The organism is Halomonas sp. G11, assembly GCF_001663515.1.
Classification (GTDB): Bacteria; Pseudomonadota; Gammaproteobacteria; order Pseudomonadales; family Halomonadaceae; genus Vreelandella.
The window spans coordinates 115,561-122,141 of sequence record NZ_LYXG01000004.1 but is presented as its reverse complement, the minus strand read 5'-3'; the positions used below and the strand labels follow the sequence as shown (position 1 = coordinate 122,141).

Sequence of the window (6,581 nt, the reverse complement as noted above, 5' to 3'; positions counted from 1 at the left end):
AAAGTGGTGCTTGAGGCGGGTGACGAATTAAGCCTGAACGCTGGCGGCAGCTTTCTCAAATTGGACGGCAGCGGCGTCACCGTGGTGGGCCCCAAGGTGCGCGTCAACGCAGGCGGCAGCCCCGGCAGTGGCAGCGGGCAGGCGGTGGAAGGGCCGCTGTTGCCTGGGCATGCGGTGGCGGAGGCGCATGAAGCCATACCGCCAACATCACTGCCAAAGCTGAAGGATTACCAGCTAAGCGAAGCGGCCATCATGCCGCTCTGCGGCAAGATCAATGACACCCAATGCTCGCGCGGGGATTGCCCATGTCTGGCTGGTTAAACCAACTTGCCGAACGCTGTTACCCGGCGGACAACCCTGCGGGGATGGTGACTGGCCAGCGCGGCTTTGTGGTACTGGACCAGCGTCACTCGCCTGAACAGGGCAGGCCACTGCTATCACTTCCCGGCAAGCGTGATTTTGTAACGCTATTTGCGGGCACGCCGCTTTCCCCTTTGCTGGAGGCCAGCCCCTGGCTACTTGATGTTGAAGTCGGCAGTGAAGCTTGGCATTACGCAGAAAAGCTCTGCCAGCAACGCTTGGGATGGGTCTGCCAGCCACCGGCAGATCAAACCCTGCAAAGCATTGCTGACCACTTGCGGGAGCTGTTTGTGATGGATGACCCGCACGGCGGAAAATCACTGATCAACCTTCAACAGCCCGCCGCATGGACAGCCCTGCTCGCCAGCGCGCCAGCCAGTGTCTACTCACACGGGTTAAACCCGCTAGGCCAAGTAGCCACCCCCACGCCCCAGGGCCAGTGGTCTATTTGGCAGGCCGGTGCAACAACGTCCCCTGCACCGCAACGCTGGCAGCTTACTGCTGATATGGAAGCCGCGTTGAACGAAAGCCAACAGGCATGGTGGTTGAGCCGAATGACGAAGACGCCGCTGACTTCTTTACCCAATGCTTGGTTGGCACGGATGAAAACAGCGATGCAGGCAGGCATTAGCCGCTCGGATCATTTAAAGCGGCTATTGCCCATTATGACGGACGAAGGCGAAAGGCTGCATATTCAGATAGACGACATTCTGAACACGCCCCTGCCTTCACGCCAAAAAGTACAGCAGTTGGAGCGCCTGTTATGAGTACTGAGCAAACCGCAGAGCGCCACCTTGACCCGATGGTGGTCAACATCTTTGAACCACCGGCATCTGATGGCGAAAGCGCCGGGGAAAACGCAGCGCACGTCTGCCAAGAGCAATGCTGGGCCGATATTCTTTACCTGCCGGGAACGCATACGTTCTGGTTGCTGACGGAAGAGGTATCAGACATCTTGCTGGAGGCCGCAGAACAGCTTAAGGCGTGGACACAAGAAGAGGATGCCACCGAGCGACTTCGGGTACTCAACGAAGAGGCAGGCTTGATGGAGTGCCTACTGCCGACCCGGGCCGAAAACTTCCTCGACGACAGCGAAAGGGCGCGTTACCAAGAGTGTTTCGAGCAGTTAATTGAGATGACCGCTGTTGACCAAGAGAGCCTGGAAGATCGCATTGCGCACCAGCGCTCTTTGCTATGGCAATTCACGACACCCGCGTTATTGGATCACTTGGCGCGCCATGTCAGGGACCCCGACGCCGTGCGCCTGGAAGACGAACTGCGTGACCTTTACCAAGCGGGCCTGAATCGCGCCCAGGAAGCGGGCTATCGTATCGAAGGTGAAAACTACTATGGCCCCTGGGAAACAGAAATCGAGCAGGCGCTGGAAACCTACCGTTCGTGCCGGGCCTTGGCTCAGCGCGAGTACCACTTCAACCCTGGAAGCGAAGGCGAAGCCACTCCCTTCTCGCTGCAAGAGGTGCTCGCCGAATATCAAACCTTCATTGGATTATGCGAATCCATGCCCCCTGACGAGGCAGCACAGCAATGTAACTTCGTGGGCCACGTCCAGCAGCTCTCTGAGCAGCAGGAAAGCAAGTATAGCGACTATCTCGAGAGTATCCTCACCCTTGCGTCGCTGGGTATCGCCACCCCCGAACTAGCGCTATCGGCAGCCAACGCCGAAACTGCGTCGCTGGACGAGGGTGTCAGTGCCTTCGACACTTACTGCCAAGCGCTCAAACAAAGCGTCGAGTTACACCAGGCGGTCGAGGAAAAACTGAGCGAATGGGAAAGTGGTACCGCTGGCAATGCCAAGCTGCCTATCTTCTTGTTCGAACAAGAACGGCAACATTATGAGCACCTCCAGGAGACGTTGAGCGACCTTTTCAAGCAGGCCGATGACGCCGTTAGCAAGATGGAGCCCGGTCGCGTCCTTATCTGGCATGCCGATATAGAAGACGATCGCCATGCCATGGGCTACCAGAAGCGCAAGGTCGAACTGCTGGTACGCCGCGATTTCCCGCTACGAGAGTTCAGCTCCCCTCAGGCAGACCAGTCACTGAGCCACCTCAGCCTTTGTCAGTTGATGCCCGCCATCACTCCAACCGAACGGCAGCGTCTGGATAATGCCATGAACGCGGACGGTGTATTGCCTGCAACGTTATGGGAGGCGCCAGAAAGCGCGCTCTCCCAATGGCTGCAAGGGCGTGGCTGCGAGCCGATAGAACATCGTGCCGACTGGCATGAAGAGCCGTTGGGTTTTTTCCAGCCGGAAAGCTTCTTCGCCTACCTTGAGGAGCAAGGGCACGAAATTGACTCCCTTGACGATGATCGTAAGAAAACATGGGGGGCTGCGCTACAGAAGGTTCTGTTCACCGGCCCGAGCCGTGAACGGCTGCGCCTGTTCGATGCCAGCGCTCAGGCCCAAATGATGCGGCTGGTCGGCATGGCCAGGTTTGACCTCAACGAGCAGCGTAGTGAAAGCGACCGCGATACGCCCTGGGAGGTCGTCGCCCAACAGCCCACACTAACGTTCTTGGACACCGAACTTGCAATGAGCAGTGGCGGAAGTAACAGCCTTAAGACCACACAGCGCGATGAACTGGCTATCAAGCGCCCCTCCAAGGGCAGTTGGCAGCTCGATGAGAGCAACTCCAACAAGACCGCTGCCCAGGCCACTTATCGCTGGGAAGCCAAGGGCACCTTTAGCCTGGCACGGGGGGAGCTGCCACTGGGGCGACTAGTCCTACCGCGAGAAGAGCAGGCTCAGCAGGTAGTCGCTACCCTTTCCGAGGTTGATGAACAGCGCGCATTAGGCCGCTATGTCTTAGTCGTGGACGCCGTTGCCAAAGGGTTTGCGGGTGCCAGCCTGGCACTGGCGGCCGAGACGGGCATCTCCCTTGGCGAGGAAGGCCTCAGCGTGAGCGGTGTTGATTGGGCCAAGCGGGAAGCCGAGGGGGCCACCATCGAGGCCTTCGCCGGTGCCCGGCTGGGTATCGAACCCCGCTGTGCATTAAGCTGGGAACCACCCGCGAACCTGGCGCGCATTCTCCCCACCCGTGCGGGGCTTTCCGAGATGAACATGCAGCGCGCCAGTCAGTCACTGACGGGGTGGCGCAACCTGGGCACTGCCACCCTGGCGATGGAAGTGGCTGAAGGCTTAGGAGGAAGGCTTGGCCTCGCGCTGGGCATGCAGAACGGCAAGTTCGTACTCCGCATGGCCGCACGCGTCGTCATCGGCACGGGAGCTGGGGGCAGTTTTTCCGTCGAACTGGATATCGACAGCCTGGACTTGTGGCTAGTGATGCTCCACCGCGCCATGGTGGATAACAACTACGTCCAACCCGATTGGATCGATGATGACGCCTACCAAAGCATGAACCGGTTAGGTTATCTCGCCACCACCACCCTGCTAAACGTAGGCCTGCTCGCCGCCCGCGGCCAAGCGGGTATCGAGCGACTCTACAGCGCCATGACCGGTGGGCAGAATGCGGGGCCGATTGCTTATGTGCTCGCAACGCGTGATGGCGAGGATTTAGAGCAGATGAAAGCTTGGGTGCAGCAGCTCACGCCTGATTCGCTTGGGGCCTTGCTCTACTTACTCGCTAGCGAGCCAAGGGCATTTGAAGTAGAAGAGCCCGGTAGAGGTAGAAGTGGTGGCAACAGCCACAGCTTTAATGCTCAGGAAGCGCTGGACTATCAGCAAATTGCCATTGCTAACTGCTTAGGCTGGATTGTGGAGGGAGTCACCATGAACGTTTACGGCCCCCTCTGCCGCTTTAGCCGTGAAGACCCTACCCCTTCGCAGTACCTGTTTACCAAAGCGGTGGTCAGGATGACTGCCGACGGTCAGCCTCCGCATAATTACCCAGACACCGCTTACTATAATCATAAGCTTGCCTTGGATCGGTTTATGGAACGAGAATCAGGAACAAATAGCATTCAAATACCAGCGTCGAAAAGAGATTATCGCCGTTATGTCGCAGGCTTAGGAACTGAAATCTGTGCGAGCTAATTAAGATTGCTAACAAGGAATGAAAGCATGCGATTAATTATGACGATGGTAGCTGGATTAACGCTAACATTCCTGCTGCAGCCCGCTTGGGCATTGGATGACGAGGCGCAAGCTGCCAAGGATGAGGGCATGCGACTATACAACGCGCATCAACGTTCTATCAGCACACCTTATTTGGAAAAAGCAGCAGAGGCTGGTGATTCTGAAGCGATGTATTACCTAGGCGAGGTGAACCGTTTACGGCATATGGGGATGAATCAAGCCGCCCTGGACTGGTACTACCAAGCCGCCCAGCACGGCGACCCCCACGCCATGCTGCGCCTGTTTGATGGCGGTGCTTGCGAGCTGGGTGATGTTTGCCCAGAAAACGGTGACGACTGGCCTCAAGCGGCGTTTGAGCTCACTTTGCCCAAAGCCAAAGCAGGCGACCCCGAGGCCATGGCCGCGCTTTACGATATTTATTATTACGTTAAAGACCCCGATGAAGATGAGGCAATGAAGTGGCTACGGCGCGCCGCCGAGGCAGGCCATGTGGAATCCATGAACTTGCTCGGCGAGATAGCCCGCAACAACGAAGAAGGTTACGACAACGATACAGAGCGTTTGGAAGCCGCTGAGGTATGGTTTCGCAAAGCCGCGGAAGCGGGCTATGCGCCAGCGATGAATAATCTTGCCTCTGTACTGAATCATTTAGATCAGCCTGAAGAAGCCTGGGAATGGATAACAAAGGCTTCCGAGGCGGGGCATATCAACGGGCGTGGTTGGCTGGCCGCCTGCAGTATTGAACCTGACGGAGAAGGGATGAACTTATGTCGTGCAGCTCCCGACCCAGAACCCGCTAAAGGATGGGCCATCTTACGAGCTATGAACGAGGAAGTCCCAGGTACATCTTCTGAGAGATTATTGAGAGTTTACGGAGAAAATGTCACTCCAGAACAACGCGAAGAAGGCGAAGAAATGGTGGACGAATGGCTAAACCGTGAGCCGCCACTCTCCTATTTCCCCGATAAATTTGGCCCCTGATGTTGTTACCGAAACGATCAACCATTGTGGCAACGCTAGCAGGGCTAACGCTCACAGCGCTAATGATACCTTCCGCCTGGGCACTGGACGACGAAGCTCAGGCCGCTAAAAAAGAGGAAGGCATGCGACTGTGGGGCATCCACCAGTGGGAAAAGATGCAACCTCCACTTGAGACCGCAGCAGAGAGCGGTGATGTCGAGGCGATGTATTACCTGGGTGAGGCGAATCGACTCCTAAGCCGCGGGCTTTCCCAAGCCGCATTGGACTGGTATCACCAGGCCGCCCAGCACGGCGACCCCTACGCCATGTTGCGCCTGTTTGATGGCGGTGCCTGCGAGCTGGGGGACGTCTGCCCGGAAAACGGCGACGACTGGCCACAGGCAGCGCTGGAACTCACCCTGCCCAAGGCCGAAGCGGGTGACCCCGAGGCCATGGCCGCGCTTTACGATATTTATTTCTACGTTAAAGACCCCGATGAAGATGAGGCAATGAAGTGGCTACGGCGCGCCGCCGAGGCAGGCCAAGTGGAGTCCATGAACTTGCTCGGCAAGATAGCCCGCAACGACGAAGAGAGTTACGCCAACGATACTGAGCGCTTGGAAGCCGCAGAGGTGTGGTTTCGCAAAGCCGCAGAGGCGGGGTATGCCCCAGCCATGAATAATTTAGCAGCAGTCCTGAGTAACCTAGAACGCAATGAAGAAGCCTGGGAATGGATGGCAACAGCTTCTGAAGCGGGGCACATCAATGGGCGTCGCTGGGTGGCCGCTTGTAATATCGTGCATGAGGAGCAAGGAAGGGACTTATGCCGTTCAGCAGCAAAACCTGACCCAGCCAAGGGATGGGCTATTGTGCTTGCCACCAAACAGGAAGTGCCAAATACATACTCAACAGCCACTCTTGAGCGATATAGGGACAAAATAAGCCCGGAACAGCGCAAAGAGGGCGAAGAAATAGTGGACGAATGGCTAAACCGTGAGCCGCCGCTCTCCTACTTCCCTGAGAAATTTGGCCCCTGAGGTTGTTGCCAAAATGACCAAACCTACTGATCAACCTTGATCTGGTCGAATGGGTGCCAGGCGGGTTAGAGCGCTACCGTCCTAATCTCGAGTATCTCCTGTTGGACGAAGGCGCCATCGTTAACGACCCTGAGTGGTCGGATCGAATGCGCAACGTCGCCGCTGCG

4 protein-coding genes and 1 pseudogene are annotated in these 6,581 nt (G+C 57.2%); all 5 read left to right on the top strand.

Going from position 1 to position 6,581, the window contains the following annotated elements; all coding sequences use genetic code 11:
* Positions 1-321: pseudogene (locus tag ADS46_RS18810) on the top strand (DUF2345 domain-containing protein); the annotation flags it as partial.
* Positions 306-1,127, top strand: a complete 822-nt coding sequence (locus ADS46_RS02900; RefSeq protein WP_066316049.1) for a DUF4123 domain-containing protein — start codon at positions 306-308, stop codon at positions 1,125-1,127. The pseudogene ADS46_RS18810 and the gene ADS46_RS02900, both read left to right, overlap by 16 nt.
* Positions 1,124-4,375: a hypothetical protein gene (locus tag ADS46_RS02895; RefSeq protein WP_066316047.1), complete on the top strand. Its 3,252-nt coding sequence runs from the start codon at positions 1,124-1,126 to the stop codon at positions 4,373-4,375. Before ADS46_RS02900 ends, ADS46_RS02895 begins: the two co-directional genes overlap by 4 nt.
* A 27-nt stretch (positions 4,376-4,402) precedes the next feature.
* A complete protein-coding gene (locus ADS46_RS02890; RefSeq protein ID WP_082925957.1) occupies positions 4,403-5,398 on the top strand; it encodes a tetratricopeptide repeat protein in 996 nt (331 codons plus the stop codon).
* A 26-nt stretch (positions 5,399-5,424) separates the two neighbouring features.
* Complete coding sequence (locus ADS46_RS02885; RefSeq protein WP_234346753.1) at positions 5,425-6,414, top strand: tetratricopeptide repeat protein; 990 nt, start codon at positions 5,425-5,427, stop codon at positions 6,412-6,414.
* Positions 6,415-6,581 lie beyond the last annotated feature (167 nt).